The sequence below is a fragment of the Geodermatophilus sp. CPCC 205506 genome, assembly GCF_051383635.1.
Lineage (GTDB): Bacteria > Actinomycetota > Actinomycetes > Mycobacteriales > Geodermatophilaceae > Geodermatophilus.
Genome location: NZ_JALPKP010000002.1, coordinates 132,075 through 156,361, shown reverse-complemented (window position 1 = coordinate 156,361; position 24,287 = coordinate 132,075). Strand labels below are relative to the sequence as shown.

Genomic DNA, 24,287 nt, shown 5'->3' with positions numbered 1-24,287 from the left:
GCGACACCATGCCCGGCAACCAGTACCCGGTCTTCGAAGGCGGACAGACCCTCACCGCCGCGGAGCTCAACCAGCTGCACGCCTTCAGCCACTTCCGCGACCGCCTGCTCGGCCGACTCACCGGCTTCGGCGTCAACGGCGGGCTCGGCGGCACGGTGAGCGGCACGACGCTCACCATCGGTCCCGGCCTGGCGATCGACCAGGTGGGCGAGCCGCTGATCCTCCCCGCGTCGCAGACCGTCGCCCTGCCGCCGACGACGTCCACCGGCTCCTTCGACTTCGTGGCCGCCGGACCCGGCGGGTTCTCCGTCGTCCTGGAGGCGACCGACGTCGCCGAGCCGGCGCCGGACTGCGGCGAGACGGACTGCGAGGGTCACGCCGAGCTGCACACGCGCGCGGTCGCGCTGCGGGTCGTCGCCGGCCGGATCACCGGACCCCGCTTCGACTTCGCCGGTGAGACGCTGCTGAGCGTCGAGCCGCTGCGGCTCTCGCTCACCTCCGCGCCGCAGGGGTCCTACGTCACGCTGCGGGACGCACTCGTCACCCGACTCCGCAACAGCGGGGGTCCGCTGATCGACCCTGCCCTGATCACCGCGCTCCAGGCCACCTCGATCGCCGCGTCGGACCTGCCCGGGGTCAAGGGATACAAGGCGGGCTTCCTCAACCAGGTGCTCTTCGCGACCCTCGACCTGCTGCGTTGCCGTGCCCTGATGGCCACGACGAGCGACCACAGCAGCACCCGGCCCGGCGTCGTGCTCGGCTGGGTGCGCCTGGTGGGTTCGACGTGGGTCTGGGACTGCGCGTACCGCCATGCGTGGGAACCGCCCAGCGGACTCAGCCTGGCCTTCACCGGTGGTGGCTGCACCTCCCCGTGTGGCGTCTGGGTCGACCTGCTCGAGGGACTGATCTCCGGGTACGCCCCGCCGGAACCGCCACCGATCGAGGACGACGACGACGATCCGATCGTGGTCTTCCCCTACTGCGCTCATGGCAGGGTGCTGAGCGGCGGGGAGTGCGTGCCGTTCTACTTCCCGCCCCGCGAGATCCCCGAGGGCTGGTACAAGCACTGGGACATCGACCCTCTCGGGCCCATCTGGAACCCGCCGGACGTCTACGCCCACATCGACGACGTCATCGAGGAGATCTACGCCACCGACCGGTGGGACTACTTCGGCAAGGGAGTGATCGACGGGCTGCCGGCCCTGGGCCGGGACGCCGGGATCGCGAAGACGTCGCTCGAGGCGCAGGTCGAGGGCCTCGGCGGAACGCCCAACGTCCAGGTCCTGTCCGCCGGCGAGGTCACGGCCCTCCCCGGGTACCAGCCCGGAGCGACCTTCAACGTCGCCGACACGGTGGTGTTCACGGTGGGGACGAACAACAAGGTCACCGCCATGGGCCGGGTCCCCGCGGCGCACAGCGCACGCGAGCTCGGAACCGCCCTCCCGGCCGCGACGGCCAAGGCGACCGAGGCGCTCGCGGCGACCGAGGTCCACCAGGTCGGGCTGGACAAGGTCACCAAGCAGGTGGGCGGCCTCACCGTCGACGTCCAGGGGTTCAAGGGTTTCGAGCAGGCGACCGTGCAATGGCGCACCGAGGTGGACCAGGCGATCCAGGGCGTCGGCCGGGCGATCGAGGCGGAGGTGAAGGGCCGCGTCGACCTCGAGCTCAGCGGTGTACCGCTCGAGGACATGCAGCAGCGGTTGTCGACGGCCGAGGGCCAGCTCGACGTGATCGTCAGGGGTGTCGGCATCCGGGGCCCGAGGCAGCTCGACACTGGCGTCGCGCGTGGCCTGGTCGAGTTCGCCGGGAGCCTCACCAACGGGCTCGCCTCCCTCGTCACGCCGAAGGACAAGGCCGCGCTCGGGCGGCACATCGGCGCCGCGACACGTGCGACGGCGACGCTCGAGGAGGCGGCCGCCGGCGGGGAGCCGCAGGCGATCGGCAACGCCACCATCCGGCTGCTCAGTACGTTGCGCACCGCGGTCAAGTCCGCAGGGATCGATCCGTCCCTCGGCAACCAGCTGGACGCCCAGCTCAACGCGGTGAGGGACCTGCTCGGATGACCGACGTCGTGGTGGACCGGCTGCGCATCCGCGGAACGGACGCGCGCCGGCTGGCCACGGTCGCGGCCAGGGCGTTGCCCCATGCACTCGAGCGCGCGCTGGCCGACCTCGCGGACGTCGACCTCGACCGGCTGACGGTGCGGCTCACCGACCCGGCCGACCACGACGACGCGACGCTCGCGGTGCTGTGGGCGGACGGGATCCGGCAAGCGGCCCTGGCCGCGGGCGCCCGGCCGCGGGCGAGGGGTGCCGGTGTCGCCGCAGGGAGGCTGGTGCCCGAAGCTTCGGGCACGCCCACGACGGCAGGCGCCCGCACGACGCCCGGCGCCAACGCGACGGCCGGCGCCGCCGGGACGTCGGGCGGCGGCGAGGTCGCTGGAGCCGGCGCGGTGACGGACGTCGTCGAGGTCGCGAAGGCGGTGTCGGGATGGCTCGCACGAGTCGACTCCGGTGCGGTACCGGTGCCGAAGGCGGTCACCGCACTGTCCGACCCCCGGATCGCTGCGGCCGTGCTGCACCGGATCGGCGGCGAGCGGGCCGAGACGCTCGTTCAGGCGCTGATCGTCGCCGCGGGATCGCTCCGGACGCCCCGAGAGCCTCCGGTCACGCGCGCGCGGGGATCCGCGGCCCCACTCGCCCACCCGCCGCACGAGCGGCACGCCGGCGTCGTGCCCGGCTCGAGCGGGAGTTCGCCGTCGAGCGGGACCACCCCACCGGCACTGGCGGACCGGCTGGCCGAAGCAGCCCGGACGGTCAGACCGTTGCTCGAACCGTCCGTACCGGTGAGCGTCGACCCGGCCGCGGCGACCCGGGCGGCCGGCGTCGTGCTGGCCTATCCGTGGTTGGCCGACCTGTGCCGCGAGGCCGTGGATCTGCACGCGAGCGCTGAGCCGAGCTACCCCCGCCGCGTCGCCCTCGCCGCTCTCGCGGACCCGGCAGATCCGGGCCTCGTCGACGACCCGCTCGTCCGCTTCCTCGCCGGGGCACCGGAGGACGCAGCGCCCTCCGCGGGTCTCGCGCCGCTCGATGCCCTCGACCGGATCCGAGTCGCTGCCGAGGACGTCCTGCGCCGGTTCGTCGCGCTCCTGCCTGGATTCCAGCGGTCCTCGGCGCGGTTCGTCCGCGACAGCTGGCTGATACGGGCGGGCATCCTCGACCTAGGACACGATCCCGCGACCCTCCTCGCACAGACCGCTCCGCTCGACGTCGTGCTGCCGCTGCTCCCCTACCCGGTAGGCCTCCTCCGCCTGCCGTGGACGCCCGTCCTGACCGTGCGGTTCCGGCCGTGACCGCGCCCGCGTCGACCGGCACGCAGCCGGCCGAGTACGCCGCAGAGCTCAGGTCAGCCCTGGAGATGCTCGAGGCGGTCGTCGCGATCCGCATCGAGGAGCGCCGAGGGAGCCCGTCCAGCCGGATGCTCGGCCTCGACGGGCCCGACGAGGGCATTCCTCCGCTCTCCCGCTACCGCGGCAGGGCGCCGCTCGCCCGGGTCGTCGCGGACGCCGGCCTGACGGCGCCGGAGGCCCTCGTGCTGGTCGCCGCGATCGCCCCGCACGTCGACGAGAAGTTCGACCGGTTGTACGCCGAGCTGACCGACCGGCCGGGTGCGGTCGGGCTCACCGGAGAGGTCGCCCGCACCCTGGCTGCGCGCACGTTCGGCGGCCGGCTCGAGGCCGCCGTCCAGCTCAGCAGCGGCGCGCCCCTGCTCGCGTCCGGCCTGCTGTCCCTGGACCCGGCAGGGGACCTGTCGGGCCGGCTCCGCGCCGACCCGGCGTTGGTGCGGTGGGTGCTCGGACTGCCGCCCGAGCCGGTCACCGTGTCCACCGACTTCCCGGCCCGCCCGCTGACCACCGTGCACGGCCTGGACGACGTCGTCCTCCCCGGCCCGGCACGCCGGCGGATCACCGATCTCGCGAACCGCATCTCCCACCGTGACCTGGTGGTCGAGACCTGGGGGTTCGGCCGGCACCACGACAACACCGCCGGCCTGCTCGCCCTGTTCCACGGCCCACCGGGCACGGGCAAGACGATGACGGCGGCGGCGCTCTCCCGGTCGACGGGGCTGACCGCGTACCTCGTCGACCTGTCCGCGCTGGTGTCCAAGTACATCGGCGAGACCGAGAAGGCACTGGCCAGGGTGTTCGACCGGGCGGTCCGCGAGCGTTGCCTGCTCGTGTTTGACGAGGCCGACGCGGTGTTCGGGAGGCGCACCGAGGTCAGCGACTCCCACGACCGCTACGCCAACCAGGAGGTCTCCTACCTGCTGTCCCGCATCGAGGCGCACCCCGGCGTCGTCATCCTGACGACGAACCTCCTCGCCAACATCGACGAGGCCTTCCAGCGGCGCATCCACGTGATGGTCGAGTTCCCCGAGCCGGGGCCTGCCGAGCGCGTCCGGCTCTGGCGGGCGGTGCTGCCACCCGAGCTGCCGGTAGCCGACGAGGTCGACCTCGATGCGCTCGCACAGCGGTACCCGCTGTCCGGGGCACAGATCCGGGACGCGAGCCTGGACGCGGCCTACCTCGCGGCGGCCGACGCGTGGGTGGTGACCCAGGACTACCTGGTCAGCGGCATCCATCGGCAGTTCGAGAAGGCGGGACGGACCGTCCGGTGAGCGCACCGGCCCCCGTCGCCGCCGTCCCCAAGTCGGAGCACGGTGCGGCGACCCGGACGACGGTCCGAGCCGGCGCCGGGGCCGTCGGGCCGGCGTCCCCCGAGCCGGAGCCGCTGCGGACGGTCCCCCGGCCCGCGCCCGACGAGAGCGTCGTCGACCTCGGTGTCCCGGCGGGCGGGCTGACCGCGCGGTACGCCGAGTGGGGGGTGGGTGGCGGGGAGGTGCTGCTCACCGGCGCCGCGCCGTTCGTCGACCTGACCGGCCGAGCCGGGTTCCGCTCCGACGGGACCCTGGACGGCACGGTGACGATGCGCGGCGTCGTCCGCCTCCTCGGACTCCGGATCGCGGAGACGACGTGGTCCGTGGCCGGTTGGGAGGGCGCACCCCTGGCCGCCCCGGCGGTCAGCCTGCGCGGGACGACACTCGCGATCGACCTCACCCCGGTCGGCACCGAGGTGGCGCTCAGTCCGGCGCAGGGGCTGACGGTGACCCGCACCGGCACCGGGGCGACCGTCGCCCTGCCCGACGGCGCCCTGCCACCCGGGCTGCCCCTGGAGCCGAGGGTCGTCGAGCTCTTCCGCGGGCTGCGCGGTTGGGACGTCACCGGCCTGCGTGCGCACCCCGACTCCCCGGTCGAGGGGGCACCGGCGTTCGTCTCGAACACAGATCTCTTCTTCGCGCCGGGGCGGTACGGCCCGGACAGCCCGGAGACCGCGGCCCTGCTGGACGCCGCGGTCCGGGCGGCGGTCGCCGGCGCCGTCGGGCCGGTGACACCGACGCCACCGGCGCCACCGGCGGAGCCGGCACCCGACGCCGGTTCCCGTCCGACTGCCGACAGCGACGCGGTGCCGGCGACCGTGGTGCCTGTGCCGCCCGTGGAGCCCGTGGCCGGGCATGAGGTGGCCGGCGGGGCAGCCGCGGCGGGTCCAGCCGGTGCCGGCCCGGCGCCCGAGGCCGCGGCCGGCCGGGGCGGGCTCGGCGGAGGCGGGGCCGGAGGAGCACCACCTGCGCCCGCGATCACGGTCGAGCTCCTCATGCCCCCTGCTCCCGCCGAGCCCGGGCCCGCCGCCACCGCGCGGGCCGGTGAGGTGGCCGCCGCCGCCGGCGGGGCTGCGCGCGCCGCCGCTGACCTGCCGTCCGCGGAGGAGAACGTCGCCGAGGCCCGGGGCGCAGTGACCGAGCCCGCCGCCGAGACCGCCGCGCGGGCCCGGGAGGGCCTCGCCGCTGCGCTCGGTGATCGCCCCGCCCCGAGTCCGGAGATCGTCGAGCTGTGCGAGCGGATCCGCGTCGCGATCGCCGAACAGCGCCCGGTCGACGAGGACGACCTGCTCGGTGCCGACCCCACTCAGGCGGCGCAGACGGCGGGGGCCACCGTCTCCGGCTCGGTCGAAGGACAGGTCGGCCAGGTCCAGGCCGGCTACGCCGACATGAACGACCCCCCGAGCGGAACGCCGGCGCTGACCCCGATGCCGGTCGAGCACCCGGAACCGTCCGGTCCGGGCATGGGCGTCGATGCCGCGAGCGCCGCCCCGGACCCCATCCCGCCGGAGAACCTGTCCCTGGACGCCGACGTCGCCGCGACCGACCAGCGGATCGCCGGTTCCGGGATCGACACACCCGTGACGCAGGAGATCCCCGACGCCCCGTTCGCGACGGTCCGGGACTCACGCGGGGAGCTCGGCGAGATGGCCGCGCAGACCCCGGAGCAGCTGGCGGCCGAGCAGAACGCCGCGATCGAGACCGCACAGGCCGACATGGCCACGCTCCAGGCGCAGGCGACGGAGGCCCTGGTGGCCGCCCGGGCCGGAACGGTGGGGGACGTCGCGGGCGGCCAGACCCAGGCCGTGCGGAGCGAGGAGCAGACCCGCGACTCGGTCTCCCAGCGTGCGCAGACGATCTTCACGACCGCCCAACAGCAGGTCACGGCCCTCCTCGAGCCGCTGAGCCGGACGGCCATGGCGCGCTGGACCGCCGGCCTGACCCGGCTGTCGCAGGAGTTCCACGACTCCCTCGACCGCGTCCAGGCGTGGATCGACGAGCGGCACTCCGGCGTCGAGGGCTTCATCGTCGGAGTCGGCGACGCGGTCTTCGGCCTGCCGGCCTGGGTGGAGGAGGAGTACGACCGCGCCGAGAAGCAGTTCGGCGACGGCATCTGCGAGCTCCTGCTGGAGATCTCCACCGACGTCAACGGTGTCGTGGCCGCCGCCCAAGCGATCATCGCGCAGGCCCGGGAGGACATCGACGCCGCCTTCTCCGCGATGGAGGAGCAGTTCCCGGAGTGGGCCGCCCAGGAGCGCACCCGGTTCTCCGGCATGCTCGACGGGCTCAGCCAGCAGGTCACCGCGGCGCAGACCAGCTTCGTCCAGGACGTCTCACGGGCCGCCCTGACCGCCGTCGCCGAGGTGCAGGCAGCGGTCGAGGAGCGGCGACAGGCGGCGCGCGGCGTCCTCGGCCGGATCGCGGCGGCCATCCAGGCGTTCATCGACGACCCGGTCAAGGCCATCATCAACGGACTCCTGACGCTGGTGAACATCCCGCCGGGGGCGTTCTGGGCCCTGGTGGCGCGCATCCAGCACGTGGCCGCGGACATCGCCGATGACCCGATGCGCTTCGCGAACAACTTCATGGCCGGGGTGAGGCAGGGCTTCCAGCAGTTCTTCGACAACTTCGCCCTGCACATGCTCCGCGGCTTCTGGAACTGGCTGTTCTCCGGCCTCGAGGCGCCCATCCCGATGCCGACGGACTTCTCCCCCACGTCTCTGTTCTCCTTCGCCCTGCAGCTCATGGGGATCACCTGGGCGCGGGTGCGGGAGATCCTCGTCCGGCACATCGGCGAGCAGAACGTGGCGATCATCGAGGCCGCCTGGCAGCTGATCTCGCTCCTCATCCAGCAGGGCCCGCAGGGCATCGTCGACATGATCAAGGAGCAGCTGACCCCGGAGATGATCGTGCAGACGATCCTCGAGGCGGCGATCGAGTACCTGGTCGACACCCTGATCACACAGGTCGTCATCAGGGTGATCGGACTGCTCAACCCCGCCGGCGCGGTCGCTCAGGCCATCAAGGCGATCTACGACGTGTGCGCGTGGATCTTCCGGAACGCCGCGCGCATCTTCCGGTTCGTCGAAGCGGTGGTCAACGGCATGGCCGATGTCATCGCCGGCAACATCGCCGGCCTCGCCAACGCGGTCGAGCGATCGCTGGCCATGCTCATCCCGCCGGTCATCGACTTCTTCGCCGGGCTGCTCAGCCTCAGCGGTCTGCCGAACCAGGTCGCCGACGTGATCGTCGCGCTTCAGGCCCGCGTCTACCAGGGGATGGACATCGTGATCGGCTTCCTCGCCGAGCGCGGCCGAGCGCTGCTGCGCGCGCTCGGACTGGGCGGCGACGAAGACGAGGGGAACGGGAGCGACGACGAGGAGCTCGGGACGACGGTCCGGTTCACCGCAGGCGGCGAGTCGCACCGCGTCTTCGTGCAGACGGAGGGCGCGACGGCGACGCTCATGGTCGCCTCCGCGCCGCTACCGATCGAGAACAAGATCGCGGAGTGGCGAGGGCGGATCGGAGAGCTCCCCGAGGGCATCCAGGGCTCCACGACGACGAAGCTGGACGCGCTCGCCGGCGCGGTGAGCGCGGCTGACACCACCGCCGACACGCTGGCCCCCGAGTTCGCCGCGGCCTCGACGAACCCCAGCGACGACGTGGAGCCGCCGTCGGACGCCGACCTCGAGGGTCAGCAGCGCTCGATCGCGACGATGCTGGACGAGCTGTTCGAGATCTTCGAGGGCGAGGTAGCCACCGAGCAGTGGCTTGCGGACATGGCCGCTCAACTGCCGCCCGAGGGGACGAGCCGTGCCGGCGACGTGGTAGCGGGCTGGCGGAGCCGTCTCCCGGAGTTCACCATCGGTAACCAGCCGACTGACACCCGCCTGTGGACCGACACGGTGCTGGACGGGACAGAGGCCGGCGCACAGGCTGTGGTGGCCGACCCCGGCCAGCACCGGCTCCTGCTCCCCTACTTCCAGTCTGCCCCTGGGCAGCGGACGGTGGCGTCGGAGCCGTTCCTGTCCTACGTCTTCACCCAGACGAGCCCCCCGCACTCGGTCCAGCGCAACTTCCGGCAGGCGTACGGCCAGGCCGCGGTCAGCAACCTCAAGACGGAAGCCCTGAGCCGGATCGCGGCCGCCACGATCGTCGGGGCGACAGTTCAGGAGCGTTGGCGCACCAAGGTGAACGAGATCACCTTCCGCTGGAGCGCGCCCGGTGGCGGGAGCATCGCCTGGCCGACCGGCCGCGTGCCGGACCACGATCGGTTCAAGCCCAGGAAGATCACATACCAGGACGTGAACGGTGTGCGCACCATGTCCTACGACACCGAGGCCGGCCAGCGGTTCACCGTCACCCGCGACACGAACGCCGGCCTGGCGATCACCGTGAAGGGCGAGAACCTGCGTTTCAGCTCCGAGCGTGGTCGGGGGGTGACTCAGGACTCGCCGGCGTTCCGCTCGAACAACGGCTTCGACCGGTCGCACATCATCGCCGACGAGTTCAGCGGGTCAGGGTGGACGGTCGGCGGGAACCTGGTGACCGCCAGCGCTCACTACAACCAGAACGTGATGCGCGTGGCCGAGCGCTTGATCGGAACCCAGATCGAGGACTGGGCCGAGGACCACCAGCTGGACGCGACGAAGGTGTCGTTCACCATGACCGTGCGCGTGTCGTTCGGCGCCCTCCTCGACCCCGCGGCGCTCGCCGAGATCAAGCAGGCCACCTGGTTCCCCGCGGCCGACGCCGGGCGCGACCTCGACGCGGAGATCCGCGCCAAGATCAACGCGGGGCAGGTGCACCCCGACCTCATGCGCATCACCGGCGTCGTCTACACGTGGGAGTTCACCGACCCCGCCGGGCCTGGTGGCTCGTACCCGATTGGAGCGGACCTGTGGCTGCTGATCGACGGTTGACGGATGTCGTGGCCTTCGCCGAGGCGTTCCTCGACGCGGACACCGCGGTGCTGCGTGCGGCGCTCGGGGAGCCCGACGACGACGCGTACCTCGCAGCCGTGCGGCGGGCGTCGTCCTTCTATGCGCCCGGCGAGGGGCTGCCGCTCGGTCCGCAGGCCGGCCGCTCCGCAGTCCCGGGCGGGAGGTCGACCCAGGCGACGGCCGACCCCGGCGAGCGAGCCGGGGCGGCTCTGTTCGGCGTCGCGCGGATCACGGCCCCGGATGGCTGGTTGGCGTTCGTCAGCGGCGCGTACGACACCCGGGGCAGGTCGCTCGGAGCCGCGCTACTCGTCGAGCTCGTGGACGGGGAGCTCAAGGTCACCGGTCGCGCCGACGCGGACCCGTTCGTCGAGGGGGTCGCATGGGCGGACTCCGGTGGCAGGGCGGTGCCGATCGATGCACCCGTCCAGGAGTCCAGCACCCTGCGGCTGCCGCGGAACCCCGAGCAGGCCGCGTGGCTCGGGGAGCGCTTGGGCCAGTGACCGAGCACGGGCCGGGCATCACGTGGCTGGCGGGCCGCGTCGGCTGCACGCCGGAGGACCTGCTCGCCGACCCGCGTCGGCTGGCCGTCGCACTGGCCGACGCCGGCCGCGCGCTGTGCAGGCTGGCCCTGGACATCCGGTCCGACGACGCCGCTGTCCACGCGGACGCCGAGCGGGAGGCTGAGCGGCTGCGCCGGAGCTTCGACGCCGCCCTGACCCCGGGCGAGCGATTCCGGACCACGGTCCTCGGTGCGCTGCGGGACGCCACCGCCCGGGTCCGCACGGCGAGTGCCGACGCTAACGGTCGCCCGGACACGGACGACGACCACGGCGGCCGAAACCGCGACGCCTCCTCACCGTCGAACGAGGTGCCGGCGAACGACAGCCGCGCCGCGTCGGCGCGGACCACGGCGACGGACGCCCGCGCACCGTCGAGTGCGCGACGTCGAGCCTGACCAGTACCGGCCCGGGCTACGGCTCCGCCCGCAGGGCGCCGTCTGCGGTTGAGGCCCGTCGGTCAGGCCGCGCCCGACTGCGGCACCGCCGCCAGTGCGTCGGTCAACAGCGTGACCAGGGCCTCGAGCTGCACGTCGGCCGACGACGAGACCTCCTCGTCCGACCCGTCGAGCGCCCGGGCGGCGAGCCCCGCCTTGCTGTCGATCAGCTCGGCGATCCGGGCGTCGATCGTCTGCGCGGCGATGATGCGCCACGCGGTGACCGGTTCGGTCTGACCGATCCGGTGGCTGCGGTCGATGGCCTGGGTCTGCTCCGCGTCGGTCCAGGACAGCTCGGCGAGCACGATGTTCGAGGCGACCTGCAGGTTCAGGCCCACGCCGGCCGCGGTCAACGAGCAGACCGCGACGGCCACGTCCCGGTCGTTGACGAAGGCGTCGATGTTCCGCTGCCGCGACGCGGGCGTCTGGTCGCCACGGATCGACGAGAACCGGACACCCTGCCGGGCGAAGGTCTCCTCGGCGGCGTCCATCACGTCGACGTGCTTGGCGAAGAAGACCACCTTGCCGGCGCTGCGGGCCAGCTGTGCCGCGTAGTCCGCGGCGAGGGCGGCCTTCGCCTGGCCGATGCGCCGCATCATGCTGAACACGTTCTCGCCGGCCTGCGCGGTGGTCGCGTCCTTGAGCTCCCAGCGGGCGACCCGGCGCACGAGGTCGTGGTCGATGCCCTCGACGTCGGCGGTGGACGCCTGGTTCGCGACGGCGGTCTCGTACCGCGCCACCATCCGGCGGGCGAGCTCCCGCTCGGCCGCCCGGATCGACCGGCCGGCCGGCCCGTCCAGCTCGACGGGGAGGTCGGCGATGCGGCGGGCAGGGATGTCGGCGGCCACGTCCGCCTTGCGCCGGCGGACGATCCCGAGGTCGATGACGCACCGGCGGGCGGCGGCGTAGAAGCCCGGGTCGGCAGGCGTCAGACCGGTGTCCTCGAGCGCGTCCATCAGCTCGCCGAGCGGCTTGGCGCCGTCGATCCAGCCGAGGAACTGCCAGATGGCCCGGAAGTCGTCGATGTCGTTGATCAGCGGGGTGCCGGTGAGGGCCATCAGCAGGGGCCGCGGCGTGCGCGACCGGATGCGGTCCGAGAGCTCCAGCACGTGCTGCGAGCGCTGGGACGTCCGGTTCTTGATGAAGTGCGCCTCGTCGACGACCATGCCGCGGAAGCCGAAGTCGCCGAGCCAGCCCACGTGGCGGTCGAGGACCTCGTAGTTGACGACGATGATGTCGGCGAAGCCGTCGACCGTGTCACCGTCGCCCTGGACCACGGTGGCCGCGCGGTGGGGGGTCCAGCGGCCGGCCTCTCGAGCCCAGTTGGTCTTGACGACGTTCGGCACGACCACGAGCAGCGGGTAGGCGTCCGCCGCGTCCGCAGCGAGCAGTGCCTGGGCCGTCTTGCCCAGACCCGGCTCGTCAGCGAGGAGGAACCTGCGGTGACCGGCGGCGGTCGCGGCGACGAGCTGGGCCTGGTGCGGCATCAGCTCCAGACCCTGCGGCGCCCTCCGCGACGACGGCGCGGGGAGGGGCATGCACGCCGAGTCCCCGCCACCGGCGCGCTCGAAGGAGCTGAGGAGGGGTCCGATCAGCTCCCAGTCGGCCAGGCGGCGCGGACGGGGAGCCGGCTGCCGAGCGGCGGAGAAGTCGGGTGCGAGGAAGGGGTTGGCCAGCTGTCGGGAGATCACCGACTGCGGCACGACGCGGCGCTCGGGAGCGGCGGGAGCAGCCGGGGGCTCCGTCGGCGGGACCTCCTCGGGGGGCGGCTCGACGCCGACGGCCTTCAGCATGTCCCGCTTGAGCGCCCGGGCCGCGTCCGAGGCGACGGCGTCCTCGGCGAGCAGGGCCAGCAGCCCGACGTCGCGCACCGCGGTCGTCGCGAGGATCGTCGCGATGCCGTCCAGGCGCTTGAGCTGCTCGGCCCGATGACCGTCGCTGACGGCCGCGTCGGCCTGGACGCGGGCCCGCTCGTCCCGCAGCAGCAGGGCGACGGCCTGGAACTTCGTGCGCACGGCAGGCGTCACGCGGCCGCGCTGGACCGCCGCCTCGACCTCACGGACGGTCCGGGCGAGCACGGCGACGACGTCGCCGCGGCGGACCCGTCGCTGGTCCCGCGGGGCGGTCCGGCGACCGCCCGCCTGGCGCTGGCCTGGTCGAGCCACAGACTCCTCCTCTGGAATGCCGGCCACGGTGGCCTCGGCATGCCGTACGGTCCCGCGGGCGGGGCGAGGAACGCCCCGGAGCGAGGGACCTGGTCCTCCGAACGCCGAGCCGGCCTGCGGATCTCCGGAGATCGACGCCGCGGGCCTCGACAGGCTCCCGAGGGCGGACCCGGAGCCGCCGGCGGTGGGCTCGTGGACAGGGACCACGGTAGCCGACGTCGGACGACCGGCTGCGGTCTCGGCGTCGGCACCTCGGTCGTGTCAACGTGTGCGAGGGCGCGCCATTCCCGGCCGGTCGCTCCAGCGGTGCCGCCGCCCACACCGGCCCGAACGAGATCGGGCCGGTCACGGGGGCGTGCCTGCAAGACTGCCCCGGTGCACGTGGGCGTCGCCGATCACCTGGGATGGGCCGTCACGGTGACGACGTCGGCCGACCACGAGGTCCTCGATCGTCGGCGGATCGAGCTGGTCGGGACCGGCCTCCCGGTCGCGCCGATCCACCACGAAGGCGGCGCGTGGCCCCAGCACACGTCGCGGCGTCTCGATGACGCGGCCCTGGCGTCGCTGGTCGCGCAGGTGCGGGCGTCGGCCGCCCTCGCGACGGCGGAGTCGCTCGACTGCCTGGCCGCCGACCTGGCGGGGCCGATCCTGTCGATCTCCCTGCGGGCCTCCCGATCCGGCCTCCCGGCCGACATCGCCGCACTGCGCCGCCCACCGTACGAATCGCGCGCCGACGCCGTCATGTACCGGCACGTCCTCGCCGAGGTCGCCGAGGCGAGGGGCTGGCGGGTCCACCTCTACGACCCGAAGCAGGTCCTCGACCTGGCCACCGCGCGCCTCGGGGCCGACGCCGGCCGAGTCCTCGACGGCCCGCGCGCCAGGTGGGGCCCACCGTGGACGCGAGACCACCGGACCGCCGTCGCCGCGACGGTGGTCGCCGCGAAGGGCTGCCCGGACGGCTCGCCGTGACCGTCGAGGGCGCAGGGCTCAGGCGGCGCGGGTCATCGTCGACGCGTAGCCCCCGCCCGGCCACTGCCAGGCTCCGGAGTTGGTCGTGCCGTCGGCGCTGAACCGCCCCTCGAAGCGGGCCGGGGAGTCCGTCCCGCCGAACCAGATGCGGAGGACGTCACCCTCGAGCCGGTAGGTGTACTCGAGGATCTCCCCGCCCGCGCCGAAGAAGTGGGACCGCAGCTCGCCGCCGGCCTCGTCGTACCCGATGTACTCCACGCCGCGGGTGTGCTCGCCGGCCGAGTGCAGGTCCACGTGCTGGACCAGGAAGCCCCCGCCGTCCATCCACTCGTAGCGGACCTCGCCGGTCAGGCCGTCGGGGCCCGAGACGGTCCAGGTGCCGACCAGGCGGTCGAGGGTGCGCAGCGCCTCGGCCCGGGGACCGGTGGCCCGGGTGGTCGTGTCGTTGGTCGTCGTGTCGTTGGTCATGGTGCGCTCCTGCGCGAACGGGGCCCGGCACGGTCCGCGAGGCCACACGAGGAGGACCGACTCGCGCGCACGACCTCATCGGTGCGCACCAGGGTGTTGTGCCGGCACACCCGGGGTGAGGACCCTGACGACCACGACCTCGACGGCGTGCACGCAAGGGGAGATCGACATGTCCCTGGACACGAGGATGGCCAAGGCATTCGGGCTCGAGGGGGACAGCTGGCAGCGCCATGCCAATCCGTGGAGCGTCTACACGCGCATGCCCATCCCGCCACTGATGGCCGCGGCGATCTGGAGCCGCCACCGGATCGGCTGGTGGTCACTCGTGCCGGTCGGACTGGTCGGCGCGTGGACCGTGATCAACCCCAGGGCGTTCCCGCCACCGCGCTCGCTGGACCACTGGGCGTCCAGAGGCGTGCTGGGCGAGACCTACTGGGGGAACCGGAAGGAGGTCCCGGTCCCCCCGCGGCACCGGGTCGCGCCGAACGTCCTCGGCGCCATCAGTGCCCTGGGCGTGCCGTTCATCGCGAGGGGCCTCGTCGTGCGGGACGGCTGGATGGTCCTGTTCGGACTGGCGGTCCAGATGGCCGGCAAGACCTGGTTCATCGACCGCATGGCCATCCTCTACGACGACGTCGCGCCTGCGGGGTCCTGAGCACCACCCGGTGGGACGGCGCGGATCTCCCTTGTTGCGCGCAGCCGGGGTCGGGTCTGTGCTGAGGCTGCTCCGACCGCGGACGAGTTCCAAGGGAGATCCCGATGCCACCCACCGCCAGCACAGCCCAGGCCTCGTCCGTGCGTCGCGTCATCGTGGCCAGCCTCGTGGGCACCTCCCTGGAGTGGTACGACTTCTTCATCTACGGCACGGCCGCCGCGCTGGTGTTCAACCAGATCTTCTTCCCCAGCTTCGACCCGCTCGTCGGGACCCTGCTCGCGTTCACGACGTACGCGGTCGGCTTCGTGGCCCGGCCGCTGGGCGGGATCGTGTTCGGCCACTACGGCGACAAGCTCGGCCGCAAGAACGTGCTCGTGGTGACGTTGCTGATCATGGGCGTCGCCACCTTCCTGATCGGCGTGCTGCCCACGTACGAGTCGATCGGCGTGTGGGCCCCGCTGCTGCTGGTGGCGCTGCGCTTCCTCCAGGGTCTGGGGCTCGGCGGGGAGTGGGGCGGCGCGGTGCTGATGACGCTCGAGTCCGGCTCCGCGCACCGGCGCGGGCTCAACGCCAGCTGGCCGCAGGTGGGGGTGCCGATCGGGTTGCTGCTGGCAAACGGGGTGCTGTCGCTGATGGGAGCGGTCACCTCCGAGTCGGCCTTCGTCGACTGGGGATGGCGGATCCCGTTCCTGCTCAGCGGCGTCCTCGTGCTCGTGGGGCTGTGGATCCGGCTGACGATCGCCGAGAGTCCGCTGTTCCGCGAGGTCGAGGAGCACGACGCCAAGGTGAAGGCGCCGATCGTCGACGTGCTGCGCCGGTACCCGTCGCGGGTGCTGCTCGCGATCGGCGCGCGGATCGGTGTCGACGTCGCGTTCTACACCTTCATCCTGTTCATCACCACGTACGTCGCGACGTACCTGGAGCTGCCGAGCAGCTACGCGCTCAACGCGGTCCTGATCGCCGCCGCGGTGCAGGTGTTCCTGATCCCGTGGTTCGGCGGGCTGTCGGACAGGTTCGGACGCCGGCCGGTCTACCTCTTCGGCGCGGTCGGCGCCGCGATCTGGGTCTTCGTGTTCTTCGCCCTGCTGGACACCGGCCGCTTCGCGCTGATCGCCCTCGCGACGGTGATCGCGCTCGTCTTCCACGCCGCGATGTACGGCCCGCAGGCCTCGTTCATCGCCGAGATGTTCCCGACCAGGGTCCGGTACACCGGCGCCTCGATGGGCTACCAGCTGGCGGGGATCCTCGGCGGAGCCCTGGCCCCCATCATCTCGGTGGCCCTGCTCGACCGCTACGACACCTCCCTGGCCGTGTCCCTGTACGTGGTCGCGGTGCTGGTCCTCACCACGGTCTGCGTCCTCCTGGCGCCGGAGACGTCGCGGATCGACCTGCACGCCGACCCGGCCGTCAGGACGGGGCGGGACGACCGGTGACCGGCGGCCATCGACCTCGCGTGCCACTCGACCCCCGACGCGGCCGGGCGCGTCGGCCGGAGAGAGTCAGCAGGGGGCTCTAGCGTCCGCGGCGTGACCGACGGCTTCGACGCGGACGACGAACCCGGCGCCCTCGCGGAGCTGACGGCCTACGAGCTGTGGGACCGCACCCAGCGGTGCGGGCAGCGGGTGGCCGCCGCGTACGGACGGATGGCGGGCGCCCGGTCGGCGCCGGCGCGGGTCGCCGTGGCACCGGAGTTCCTGCGGCGGGTGCGTCAGCTGCTGGCGCTGCGGCTCGTGGCGGTCGCCGGGGACCGGCGGCGGGCCTTTCCGCAGAGCGTGCCGCCGGCCGGTGGCCACGGCGTCGCCGCGTTGTGGGCGGAGGTGTTCTGGACGGCTCGCGCACGGTCTCCGGACGACGACTCCGGTGTGCTCGAGGCGGCCGACGCGTCGATCCGGGGGCTGCTGGCCCTGGAGCCTTCCGACCTCGCCGACCCGGCCGCGCTGCAGGCCTGGTGGGAGCGGCTGCAGCTCGTCGAGGAGACCTTCGGCGGGCTCGAGATGGAGGCCCAGGCGACGGTGGACAGGCTCCGCGCCGCCGTCGACGACGAGCGGCAGGTGCACCGGGAGTCGTCCTGACCGGCGCCTCCGCGTCACACCACGACGCGCGCGGGAGCGGGTGCGGGTGCGCCCGGCCCGGGCCCGGCCACGATCCAGCTGGTGCGCCCGTGCAGCGGCGGGGTCTTGGTCCCGTCGGTGAACCACACGACCACTCCCCCGTGGGCCCGGCAGCGCGAGCGCACGACCCGCACCCGGCTGCCCTGTCTGCTCCTGGTCGGCCGGACCAGCGGCAGGCCGAAGTCCGTGCCGACGACGTCGCTGGTCAGGACCGGCTCCCCGGCGGCCAGGTGGCTCGTGGAGACGGTGGTCATGACTACCTCTCGGTGCCGTTCCGGGTGACCCGGATCGTCTGCGGGGTGCGGATCCTCCGGGTGGGCACGTCCTCCCCCAGCTCGGTCAGCCGCTCGACCGCGGCGTCCTTGTCGACCTGCGTGCGCAGGCCGCCCCCGGACCACTCGCAGTACAGGTCGTCCGCCGGCCCGGACCGGCCCCGCAGCCGCTCCCGCGCGAATTCCTTGTGCCGCCTGGCCTCGTTCTCCGCGGCGCGCCAGGCGTCGTAGTCGTGGACGGCGTCGGCGTAGTCCTCGTCGGTGACCGTCAGGCGGGACTGGCGGGAGCCGTCGCCCTCGGTCTCCGGGTCCACGGGCGGGCCCCAGCACAGGTCCAGGAACGGGCACCAGTCGCACATGGTGTCGACTCCGGGCCCGAACCCGTCGCGGGGAGCGGCCTGCTCCCCCTCGTCCTCGACGGTGGCGTACACCTCGGTGAGCCACAGGAGGGCCTCGGCGGTCAGCGCCGGGTCGTGGTCGGCCTCGAAGACGACGTCCTCGCCCGAGTCGCGGGAGAGGTAGCGGATGCGCAGCCCCTCGACGTCCTGCCCGTCGCCGGCCGGGAGCCGCCGGTCGTGGATCTGCCCGGTGCGGAGGAGCCAGGCGTAGACCGCCACCTGGAACCAGTGCTTGGCGGGCACCCCACGGGTGAGGATCCGCTCGAACCCGAACCGGGACGTGGTCTTGAGGTCCTCGACGACCGGGGCGTGCCACCAGTCGCAGCGGCCCTTGACCTGCTCGCCTTGGAGCGCGACCTCGGTCAGCCCGCCGTACTGGCGGCGCAGCGCGCGCAGCACCCCGCGGTGCAGCTCGGTGCCGAGGAAGGCCTGCAGCCCGGTGCGGGTGTTGGTGGGCCGGCGCCGGGCGACCCGGTAGGCCGCCCGGCGCCGGCACTCGCCGAGCTCGGAGGCGCCGATCATCCGCTGCCGGGAGCGGGCCCGGCGGCGGTCGAGGTCACGGACCGCCGCGGCCAGGCTCGGGGCGGCCCGCCGCTCGGCGGCGCTGGGGCGGGCGGGCAGGACCGCGGTCACGCGGAGATCTCCTGCTGCCCGGCCAGACCCGCCCGCTGGGTGGCGATCACCTCGCGGACGAGGGCGGTCAGCCGCTTGGTGGCCACGTGCTCGACGGGCCGGCCGAACCGCTCGCCGATCTGCTCGTCGGTCATGCCGAGGGACTCCAGGCTGGCGAGCACGCCCCGGCGGGCCGCGGTGAGCCGGCGATCCCGCGGGTCGTCCGGCGTCGGCGAGGCCTCCAGCAGCGGGTTCGCCGGCGCGTCCTCCCCACTGGTGGCGGCCGCGGCCGAGGCGGCGGCCCGGGCGGCCGCCACGACCGCGGCCGGGGTCGTCGGCGCGGGCGGCGTCGAGGACGCCTCGCCCCTGCGGCGACCAGCGGGGTGGGCCTGCACCGACGCCTCGAGGAACTCCTCGTGCCGGGCCTGGATCAGCTCCCCGACGGTGTACGAACCGTCAGCGGTCGGGACGTCGACCTGCAGCAGTGCGCTGCGGTTGGCCTCGGCCCACACCTCGCGCAGGTCGTCGTCGTCCCCGGCGTCCCGGATCCGGGCGACCAGGTCGGCGACGTCCGGCTCGCTCCGCTGGCTCGTCCGGCCGGTCCTGGCCTCCTCGGTGCGCTCGTGCTCGAGCAGACCGCCGCCGTGGAAGGGGACGAGGTCCCGGACGTGCGCGGTGCCCGGGTCGCACCTGAGGGCGTCGAAGACCAGCCACTCCAGCAGCCGGCCGTTCGTCCTGGGGTCGGTGACCTCCTTGGCGGGGTCGTCGTTCGGCTTGATGCCCACGTGCACGCTGCGCGCGCCGACGATCAGCGGGCGGCGCCCGCGACGCAGGCGCACCCAGACACTGGCCGCGTAGGGGAACTCCCGGTGGGTCTGCACCGACCAGGTCTTCTGCCCCTCGATCGGGCGGCCGTTGGCGTCGACCTCGGTGACCTCCTTGCCCCGGGCGGTCACCACCACGATGCCGGGGAAGGTGAGCAGCTCCGTCTGCAGCTTGCGCCAGCGGGCACCCGCGTCGTTCCACAGGTTCTGGCTGATGACGATCTCGGCGTTGGGGTCGCGCTTGAGCAGCTCGCGGTTGCGGGTGGACTTGGCCGCGCGGGCGCTGGCCCAGTCCTTCAGTCCGTCCCAGACCGCCGATCCGGTGTCGATGCCGAGCACCACCGGCGGCTCGCCGGCGTCGGCCGCGCGGCGCGCCTCGGCCTTCACCGCCTGGACGGCGGCCAGCACCTGGGCGTAGGAGCCGTCGTGCTCGACCACCTGGTACTTGGTGCCCGGGATCGCGCCGTACTCGTCGGCGGCACCCTCGTTGAGGTCGATCCAGTACAGGGCGCCGATCTTGGTGCTGGCAGAGAACTGCGCCAGCGCGTAGGACTTGCCGGCCTTCTCCTCGCCCTCGAGGAGGATGCACGGCCACGGGACGCGGCCGGTGGGCTTGCGGGTCTTCAGGCCGTTGAGGGCCATCGTGAGCTCCTTGTCGACACGGGGAAGATGTCGACCCGAAAGCTATGAGGGGGTGCTGACACATCTGCGCCGTCTTGGGCAAGCACATCGCGGCGTCAGAGACGAGATCCCAGGTCAGCCGGGAGAGCGGCGTGTCGTCGTTCGCTCGCGGCGTAATCCGGCCGACATCGACCCACCACCGGTCCTCGGGCGAATCCCCTGCTCAGCGCCCGGAACTGTCGGACCCCCTCCGTGTGTTCGCCTCATGACGCGGATCGGGGGCCAGGAGTCGGTCGAGGGGCTCCTGTTCGACTGGTCCGTGGCCCAGCCACTGCCCGACCGCGCGCTGCCCGTCGGCCTGCTGAGCAGCGAGCAGAAGGCGGCGGAGTTGCAGCGGGTGCAGGCCCGGCGGGCGATGGACGCCGCCTACGAGGCCGAACTCCTCATGGCCCTCGCCGACGACACCCCGGACACCCTCGACCCGCCGCCCGGCCACCCCGGCGCGCGAAGGGGTTCCTGGGCCCCGGACACCGAGCTCCCCGGGGTGTCGGAGTTCTTCTGCGCCGAACTGGCCGTCGTGCTCAACTGCGGCCGATGCACCGCCTCCCACCTGGCCCACCGGGCGTGGGTGCTCCGGACCAACCTGCCGGCCACCCGGGCGGCGATGGCCGACGGTGTCCTCGACGAGCCGCGGGCGAAGGTGCTCGCCGACGTCCTCGCGCACGCCTCATCCGAGATCGCCCGGCAGATCGAGGCCCGGCTGCTGCCCGAGGCCACTCGGCCGCCGACCGGGCGGTTGCGCCGCCGGGCGCTGGCGCTGCTCCTGGAACTCGACACCGACGCCGTGGATGCGCGCCGGGAGGACGCCCAGCGGCAGGCCGACGTGCGCTCCCACCCCTCGCACCTGGAGGGGATGAGCACGCCGGCCGCGGATCTGCCCACGCCGGTGTCGGCGGAGTGCCTGGACGCCGTCGACCGGCTGGCGGCGATGCTCGAGGCCGACGGTGACCCCCGCCCGATCGGCGAACTGCGGGCGGCAGTGCTGGCCGATCTGATCCGGCGGCCGTGGGACGCCAGCACGCCGCCGAGCCGAGACCCGTGCCGGCGGTGACACGCGAGAGCACGGCGGTCCGGAGCCAGGAAGGCTGAGCAGCACTCCCCTCCTGCCACGATCCGGAAGCGATCTGGGCGGACGCGCCGACCGACGGCACCGCGCGATCAAGCCCTGCCCTGCGGGCGGTCCGACCCGGCCGGCGCGCGTCCTCATTCGTCACGGACGGCGTCCGGATCGGTACAGCGGGGCGCATGCTCACGCCGGATGCTGTGGAGAGTCCCCCGCCGGATCCCAGTGGCCGGAGGCCTCACCCCGGGAGAGCACGCCGTGTACGTCTGTATCTGCTTCGCCGTCAGCGAGTCCGAACTGGCCCAGACCATCGACGCCGGGGCACGCACGGAGGAGGAGGTCGGCGACGCCTGCGGTGCGGGCACCGGGTGCGGCAGCTGCCTGGATCAGATCTGCGACCGGCTGCGCGTCGCCGAGCCGCTGCACGGGCTGGCGATCGCCGCCGCCTGACGCAGACGGCCTCGCGGGTCCCTCAACAGAGAGGAGGGCTTCAGTGGTCCAAGTCGTGGCGAGCCCCGCCGGCGTCCAGCGCCGGTGCTTGGGAGCCAACCTCTGCCACATCGCCTTCGGTCCCCGGAACAGGCCAGCTTCTGCGGGGACTCGACCCTTGCGGAGACCGTCGCATCGACAAGGGGAGCCCGTCGACGATGGGGTGGCCACCTCACCGCCTCACCTCCGGTGGGAGCCGGCGTGGTGTCCCTGAACGGGCCGCCGAGGGACAGAGTGCGACCTCAGGGACACCCGGTGGCCCTTCTCCGACAACCCGGCTTGGTGCCCAGCCGGGACGGGCTCCTCCACGAGTGGTGGGAGGGCCTGCGCCGCCGGGTGGATGAGCTCGTCGAGGCCGTCGATCCAGAGGGACTGCTGACCCTGGGCGTAGAGGGACTGCTGACCCTGGGCGTACCGAGTGACGACGGCCCCAGGCGTACGCCTGCGGTGTCCCTGGCGGGCCACTCAAGGCGCCGTGAACGGTCGGCGCAGCGGATCCGCAGAACGGGCCCCGGCCAGCTGGGTTCCGCCCGGTCAGACGGCGAGTGAGAACGGTGCGGGGTCGTCGTCGCTCGGCCGGCCGCGGAGGCGGGAGGCGAGGGCGGTGTGCCGGCGTCCCGAGCCGGTGGCGCGCACGGCCTGGCCGAGGGCCCGGGTCGAGCCGACGAGGACCACGAGCTGCTTGGCGCGGGTGACGGCGGTGTACAGCAGGTTGCGCTGCAGCATCATCCAGGCGCTCGTGGTCAGCGGGATGACGACGCAGGGGTACTCGCTGCCCTGGGAACGGTGCACGGTGACGGCGTAGGCGTGCACCAGCTCGTCGAGCTCACCGGAGTCGTAGGCGATGCTCTCCCCCTCGTCGGTGACGACGGTGAGGGTCTGCTCGACGCCGTCGACGGCGGTGACGACGCCCTGGGTGCCGTTGAAGACCCCGTTCGCGCCCTTGTCGTAGTCGTTGCGGATCTGGCTGACCTTGTCCCCGACGCGGAACACCCGGCCGCCGAACCGCTTCTCGGCGCGGTCCGGCCGAGCGGGGGTCAGCGCCTCCTGGAGCAGCTCGTTGAGCGCGGCGGCGCCGGCCGGTCCGCGGTGCACGGGAGTGAGCACCTGGACGTCGCGGCGCGGGTCGAGGCCGAAGCGGGCCGGGATCCGGCGCACGACGACGTCCACGGTGAGGCGGGCGGCCTCCTCGGCGTCGTCGGTGCTGAACAGGAAGAAGTCGTCGAGGCCGCGGACCTGGGGCCGGCTGCCGGCGTTGATCCGGTGCGCGTTGGTCACCACCCCCGACCGGCTGGCCTGGCGGAAGACCTGCGTGAGGCGCACGTGCGCGATCGGGGTGCCCTCGGCGAGCAGATCGCGCAGCACCTCGCCGGCGCCGACCGAGGGCAGCTGGTCGACGTCGCCGACCAGGAGGAGGTGCGCACCGGGCGGAACGGCCCGCACCAGCTTGTTGGCCAGCAGCAGGTCCAGCATCGAGGACTCGTCGACGACGACGAGGTCGGCCTGCAGCGGCCGCTCCCGGTCGAAGGCGGCGTCCCCGCCGGGACGGAGCTCCAGCAGCCGGTGCACGGTCACCGCCTCGACCCCGGACAGCTCGGTGAGCCGCTTCGCGGCCCGGCCGGTCGGCGCCGCGAGCACGATGCGGGCGCCCTTGGCCGCCGCGAGGGCGACGATCGAGCGGACCGTGAAGCTCTTGCCGCAGCCGGGACCACCGGTGAGGACGGCGACCTTCTCGGTCAGGGCCAGGCGCACCGCCTCCTGTTGGCCGGCCGCCAGCTCCACGCCGGTGCGCCGGAGCAGCCAGCTCAGCGCGGCGTCCCAGTCCACGCTCGCGAAGGCCGGCAGCCGGTCGGCGTCGGCGGCCGCCAGCCTCCGCAGTCCCGCGGCCAGGGAGACCTCCGCCCGGTGGAAGGGGACGAGGTAGTACGCGACCGTCGGGGGCTCCCCGTCCGCGCCGGGGAGCTCCTCGCGGATCACGCCCTGTTCGGCGACCAGCAGGGCGAGACCGTGCCCGACCAGGGCCCCCGGTACCTGCAGCATCTCGACCGCCCGGGCCACCAGGTCGCTCTCGGGCAGGAAGCAGTGCCCCTGCCCGGTCGCCTCGGAGAGCACGAACTGCACCCCCGCCTCGACCCGCTCCAGGCTGTCGTGCGGGATCCCCACGGCGGCGGCGATCGTGTCGGCCGTCTTGAACCCGATGCCCCACACCTCTCCGGCCAGGCGGTAGGGCTCGGCGCGGACCACGCCGATCGAGGCGCCGCCGTACTGCCGGAAGATCCGCACGGCCAGCGAGGTGGAGACGCCCACTCCCTGCAGGAAGACCATCACCTCCTTGATGGCCTTCTGCTCCTCCCAGGCCGCGGTGATCAGCCTGGTGCGCTTGGGGCCCAGGTTCGGCACCTCGGCCAGCCGCTCCGGCCGCTCCTCGATGACCTGGAGCGCGTCGGCGCCGAAGTGGTCCACGATCCGCGCGGCCAGCCGCGGGCCGATCCCCTTGACCAGCCCCGAACCCAGGTAGCGGCGGATGCCCTGCACGGTGGCCGGCAGCACGGTCGTGTAGTCCTCGACGTGGAACTGCCGGCCGTACTGGGGGTGCGCTCCCCACCGGCCCCGCAGCCGCAGCGTCTCCCCCGGCTGGGCACCCAGCAGTGCGCCCACCACGGTGACCAGGTCACCGCCCCGGCCGGTGTCCACCCGGGCCACGGTGTAGCCGGTCTGGGCGTTGGCGAACGTGATCCGCTCGAGCGTGGCCTCCAGAACCGCCCCGGTCCGCGCCTCCCCCACCCTGCCGTCCCCTCGCCGACGCACCGTCCGACGAACGATCCTCACACCACCCGGGGACACTCCGCGGTCCTCGGCGCCCGGGAGGCCGCCCGCGGCCCGGACGAGCCGGAAAACGTCAGTGGCTCTCCCTAGCCTCCAGGTGC

General features: G+C 73.5%; 18 protein-coding genes. 12 read left to right on the top strand and 6 right to left on the bottom strand.

The annotated features are described in order from the left end of the window. Positions 1-8: 8 nt before the first annotated feature. Genes MY520_RS02100 through MY520_RS02075 form a run of 6 tightly spaced genes read left to right on the top strand, consistent with a single transcriptional unit; the run spans position 9 to position 10,614 of the window. On the top strand, positions 9-2,063 hold the full coding sequence (locus MY520_RS02100) for a hypothetical protein (protein ID WP_436689598.1): 2,055 nt from the start codon (positions 9-11) through the stop codon (positions 2,061-2,063). After that, positions 2,060-3,352: a contractile injection system tape measure protein gene (locus MY520_RS02095; protein WP_436689596.1), complete on the top strand. Its 1,293-nt coding sequence runs from the start codon at positions 2,060-2,062 to the stop codon at positions 3,350-3,352. Before MY520_RS02100 ends, MY520_RS02095 begins: the two co-directional genes overlap by 4 nt. Beyond that, positions 3,349-4,677 (top strand): ATP-binding protein, encoded by a 1,329-nt coding sequence (locus MY520_RS02090; RefSeq protein WP_436689594.1) that lies wholly within the window; start codon positions 3,349-3,351, stop codon positions 4,675-4,677. Before MY520_RS02095 ends, MY520_RS02090 begins: the two co-directional genes overlap by 4 nt. Then, on the top strand, positions 4,674-9,638 hold the full coding sequence (locus MY520_RS02085; RefSeq protein ID WP_436689592.1) for a hypothetical protein: 4,965 nt from the start codon (positions 4,674-4,676) through the stop codon (positions 9,636-9,638). Before MY520_RS02090 ends, MY520_RS02085 begins: the two co-directional genes overlap by 4 nt. After that, the gene (locus MY520_RS02080) at positions 9,635-10,159 is read left to right on the top strand and encodes a hypothetical protein (protein WP_436689590.1); all 525 of its coding nucleotides are present in this window, start codon (positions 9,635-9,637) and stop codon (positions 10,157-10,159) included. The genes MY520_RS02085 and MY520_RS02080 overlap by 4 nt, the downstream gene beginning before the upstream one ends. Next, positions 10,156-10,614 carry a hypothetical protein gene (locus MY520_RS02075; RefSeq protein ID WP_436689588.1) on the top strand — a complete coding sequence of 153 codons (459 nt, stop codon included), beginning with the start codon at positions 10,156-10,158 and terminating at the stop codon, positions 10,612-10,614. Before MY520_RS02080 ends, MY520_RS02075 begins: the two co-directional genes overlap by 4 nt. Positions 10,615-10,676: 62 nt before the next feature. On the opposite strand, the gene MY520_RS02070 is transcribed toward MY520_RS02075, so the two are convergent. After that, positions 10,677-12,818, bottom strand: coding sequence for a DEAD/DEAH box helicase (locus tag MY520_RS02070; RefSeq protein WP_436689586.1), 2,142 nt, complete (start codon positions 12,816-12,818; stop codon positions 10,677-10,679). A 375-nt stretch (positions 12,819-13,193) separates the two neighbouring features. On the opposite strand from MY520_RS02070, the gene MY520_RS02065 reads away from it, so the two are divergent. Beyond that, positions 13,194-13,787 (top strand): hypothetical protein, encoded by a 594-nt coding sequence (locus tag MY520_RS02065; protein ID WP_436689584.1) that lies wholly within the window; start codon positions 13,194-13,196, stop codon positions 13,785-13,787. Positions 13,788-13,805: 18 nt separating this feature from the next. On the opposite strand, the gene MY520_RS02060 is transcribed toward MY520_RS02065, so the two are convergent. After that, positions 13,806-14,255: a hypothetical protein gene (locus MY520_RS02060; RefSeq protein WP_436689582.1), complete on the bottom strand. Its 450-nt coding sequence runs from the start codon at positions 14,253-14,255 to the stop codon at positions 13,806-13,808. 169 nt (positions 14,256-14,424) lie between these two features. On the opposite strand from MY520_RS02060, the gene MY520_RS02055 reads away from it, so the two are divergent. From MY520_RS02055 to MY520_RS02045, 3 genes are all read left to right on the top strand, one after another. After that, entirely contained in the window at positions 14,425-14,910 is a 486-nt protein-coding gene (locus MY520_RS02055; RefSeq protein ID WP_436689580.1) for a DUF6653 family protein, read from the top strand. Positions 14,911-15,050: 140 nt separating this feature from the next. Then, complete coding sequence (locus MY520_RS02050; RefSeq protein WP_436689578.1) at positions 15,051-16,343, top strand: MFS transporter; 1,293 nt, start codon at positions 15,051-15,053, stop codon at positions 16,341-16,343. Between the two features lie 93 nt (positions 16,344-16,436). Further along, positions 16,437-16,982, top strand: coding sequence for a hypothetical protein (locus MY520_RS02045; protein WP_436689577.1), 546 nt, complete (start codon positions 16,437-16,439; stop codon positions 16,980-16,982). Positions 16,983-16,996: 14 nt separating this feature from the next. Here the strand turns inward: MY520_RS02045 and MY520_RS02040 are convergent, their stop codons facing one another. The 3 genes from MY520_RS02040 to MY520_RS02030 are packed head-to-tail and all read right to left on the bottom strand — an operon-like array spanning position 16,997 to position 19,769. Then, on the bottom strand, positions 16,997-17,275 hold the full coding sequence (locus MY520_RS02040) for a hypothetical protein (protein WP_436689575.1): 279 nt from the start codon (positions 17,273-17,275) through the stop codon (positions 16,997-16,999). Between the two features lie 2 nt (positions 17,276-17,277). Further along, positions 17,278-18,324, bottom strand: a complete 1,047-nt coding sequence (locus tag MY520_RS02035) for a PD-(D/E)XK nuclease family protein (protein ID WP_436689573.1) — start codon at positions 18,322-18,324, stop codon at positions 17,278-17,280. Next, positions 18,321-19,769 (bottom strand): hypothetical protein, encoded by a 1,449-nt coding sequence (locus tag MY520_RS02030; protein ID WP_436689571.1) that lies wholly within the window; start codon positions 19,767-19,769, stop codon positions 18,321-18,323. Before MY520_RS02030 ends, MY520_RS02035 begins: the two co-directional genes overlap by 4 nt. 244 nt (positions 19,770-20,013) lie before the next feature. Between MY520_RS02030 and MY520_RS02025 the strand changes: the two genes are divergently transcribed. Both MY520_RS02025 and MY520_RS02020 read left to right on the top strand, forming a co-directional pair. Then, positions 20,014-20,859, top strand: a complete 846-nt coding sequence (locus tag MY520_RS02025; protein ID WP_436689569.1) for a DUF222 domain-containing protein — start codon at positions 20,014-20,016, stop codon at positions 20,857-20,859. A 270-nt stretch (positions 20,860-21,129) separates the two neighbouring features. Then, positions 21,130-21,321 carry a (2Fe-2S)-binding protein gene (locus tag MY520_RS02020; protein ID WP_436689567.1) on the top strand — a complete coding sequence of 64 codons (192 nt, stop codon included), beginning with the start codon at positions 21,130-21,132 and terminating at the stop codon, positions 21,319-21,321. 573 nt (positions 21,322-21,894) lie between these two features. On the opposite strand, the gene recD2 is transcribed toward MY520_RS02020, so the two are convergent. Continuing rightward, the gene (recD2, locus tag MY520_RS02015) at positions 21,895-24,144 is read right to left on the bottom strand and encodes an SF1B family DNA helicase RecD2 (protein ID WP_436689565.1); all 2,250 of its coding nucleotides are present in this window, start codon (positions 24,142-24,144) and stop codon (positions 21,895-21,897) included. Between the last annotated feature and the right edge of the window lie 143 nt (positions 24,145-24,287).

Bases quoted from the DNA above. Each gene is read 5' to 3' on its own strand.
- MY520_RS02055 (WP_436689580.1), top strand. From the start codon at position 14,425: ATGTCCCTGGACACGAGGATGGCCAAGGCATTCGGGCTCGAGGGGGAC.
- MY520_RS02025 (WP_436689569.1), top strand. From the start codon at position 20,014: ATGACGCGGATCGGGGGCCAGGAGTCGGTCGAGGGGCTCCTGTTCGAC.
- MY520_RS02100 (WP_436689598.1), top strand. From the start codon at position 9: ATGCCCGGCAACCAGTACCCGGTCTTCGAAGGCGGACAGACCCTCACC.
- MY520_RS02095 (WP_436689596.1), top strand. From the start codon at position 2,060: ATGACCGACGTCGTGGTGGACCGGCTGCGCATCCGCGGAACGGACGCG.
- MY520_RS02060 (WP_436689582.1), bottom strand. From the start codon at position 14,255: ATGACCAACGACACGACGACCAACGACACGACCACCCGGGCCACCGGT.
- MY520_RS02040 (WP_436689575.1), bottom strand. From the start codon at position 17,275: ATGACCACCGTCTCCACGAGCCACCTGGCCGCCGGGGAGCCGGTCCTG.
- MY520_RS02030 (WP_436689571.1), bottom strand. From the start codon at position 19,769: ATGGCCCTCAACGGCCTGAAGACCCGCAAGCCCACCGGCCGCGTCCCG.